A 1,550-nucleotide genomic window follows, 5' to 3' on the forward strand; every position below is an offset into this window, starting at 1 on the left:
GGGGGTGCCTCTATGTCTTTCGTCAAGGCGCTCCTGTCGGGTTTGGGGTGGTTCGGGGTTGCTGAGGTTATGCGGCGAGTTCGACGTCCTTCGGTGTCCGGGATTCGTAGAAGGTGGCGTCGCGGAGCATGGCGAACAGGACGCTGATGCGTTGGCGGGCGAGGCGGAGGAGGGCCTGGGTGTGGGTTTTGCCGCGGGCTCGCTGGCGGTCGTAGTAGGTGCGGGAGGCCGGGTCGGCGTTCATGCAGGCGAAGGCGGACAGGAACATCGCCCGTTTGAGTTGCCGGTTGCCTCCTCGGGGTGCGTGTTCGCCGTGGATCGAGGTGCCGGACCGCTTCGTGGTGGGGGCGAGTCCGGCGTAGGAGGCGAGGTGGGCGGCGGTGGGGAAGTTGGTGCCGTCGCCGACGGTGACCAGCAGGACTGCGGCGGTCCTGACGCCGACGCCGGGCATCGACGTCAGGACCGGGGAAAGAGGGTGGGCCTCCAGCAGGGTGTTGATCTGGGCTTCCATCGCCCGGCGCTGGGTGTGGACGGCGGCCAGGGAGCCGGCCAGGGAGGGGATGACGATGTCGAGGGTGCCGGTGCCCGGGACCACGACTGTCTGTTCGTCGAGGGCGTCGAAGACGTCGTCGATCAGCCGCTGGGCCATGCGCGGGGCTCTCGGGCGGATCAGCTCCACGAGTCTGCGGCGGCCGGCCTTGCGCAGGGCGGATGGGGAGCCGTAGCGCTCCAGCAGCCAGGTGACGGCCTGGTGGTCGAGGCGCGGGCCCAGAACGCGCTCCAGGCTGGGGTGGAACTGGGTGAGCAGGCCGCGTATCCGGTTGGACGTGCGGGTGGCCTCGGCCGCGAGGTCCTGGTCGAAGCCGACAAGGACCGTGAGTTCGGCGGTGATCTCGTCGGTCAGCTCCAGCGAGCGCAGGGTGTGCGGCATGGTGCGGGCCGCGTCCGCGATCACGGCGGCGTCCTTCGCGTCGGTCTTCGCCTCGCCCGGGTAGAGGTCGGCGATCCGCCGCATGGCCAGGCCGGGTAGGTAGGCGACGCGGCAGCCCGCGTCCCTCGCGACTGTCAGCGGCAGGGCGCCGATGGAAGCGGGCTGGTCGACAACGACGAGGACGGTGCCGAACTTCGCGGCCAGCTTGTCGAACACGGCCCGCAGCCTGGGTTCACTGTTGGGCAGGGGCTTGTCGAAGACCTTCTTCCCGGCCGGGGTGAGCCCGTGGCCGTGATGGGCACTCTTGCCGACGTCCAGGCCCAGGAACACACCGACGTCTTCGATCTCGAACATCGCGCCCTTTCACGGGTGTTGACGGTGCCGGCCTCGGCTTGGGTGTCGTGCTCGCGCATCCACGTTATGCAGACCTGCCGCCCGCGAACTGCCCGGCATTGCGCCGGACCGGACGGTGGCCGGACCTCTGATCAGCGTCTCCGACGGACACCTCCCGGGCCCGGTGAACACCACCCCCCAGGTCATGCCTTCGACAGGGGGCAACAGTCATGCCGGGCCCGGAGGCCAGCGGCCCCGTTGCGGAGCCGCGGAAAACATAACGGGG

Annotated in this window: 1 protein-coding gene; it reads right to left on the minus strand. The window is 69.7% G+C overall.

The window, feature by feature from the left end; genetic code table 11:
• Positions 1–67: 67 nt before the first annotated feature.
• Positions 68–1,285 carry an IS110 family transposase gene (locus ACIQGZ_RS29555; protein ID WP_402607816.1) on the minus strand — a complete coding sequence of 406 codons (1,218 nt, stop codon included), beginning with the start codon at positions 1,283–1,285 and terminating at the stop codon, positions 68–70.
• Between the last annotated feature and the right edge of the window lie 265 nt (positions 1,286–1,550).

The organism is Streptomyces sp. NPDC092296 (assembly GCF_044755465.1).
In the GTDB taxonomy this organism is placed as follows: domain Bacteria; phylum Actinomycetota; class Actinomycetes; order Streptomycetales; family Streptomycetaceae; genus Peterkaempfera.

What these genes read in the sequence shown, in the direction of transcription:
- ACIQGZ_RS29555 (WP_402607816.1), bottom strand. Translation starts at nt 1,285, where the DNA reads ATGTTCGAGATCGAAGACGTCGGTGTGTTCCTGGGCCTGGACGTCGGC.